Below are 331 nucleotides of genomic sequence, written 5' to 3' on the forward strand. Positions count from 1 at the left end.
GCTCCCAGATCAAAGCCCTGCTCTTGCGCTTCACCTTCGCTCGCTAATTGCCCATATAGTGAATCCAAGGTGCCCACAACGGCTTCTTTAGCTAAGACCCCGGTAAAGATGCCAACCGTAGCAGGCCAATTTTCTTCACTAATGCCCATAGGAGAGAACATCGGCGTAAGCGTTTTGCTCACTTCGCTTAAGACCGAGTCTTCAGAATCTTCATTCCCGAAAGAGCCGTCCGTGCCAATCGAGTTGAGCACATTTAGCGCCAGCACCATCAGAACAATCACCTTCCCGGCATCGCGGATGAAAAGCTTTACTCTATCCCAGGTTCTTAATA

The 331-nt window shown here is 49.8% G+C and carries 1 protein-coding gene; it reads right to left on the minus strand.

Annotated elements, in window-relative coordinates:
* Window positions 1–331, minus strand: a 331-nt coding sequence (locus A3729_RS10670) for a nucleoside recognition domain-containing protein (RefSeq protein ID WP_304439715.1), incomplete at both ends; no start/stop codon positions are given.

The sequence above is a fragment of the Oleiphilus sp. HI0043 genome (genome assembly GCF_001634935.1).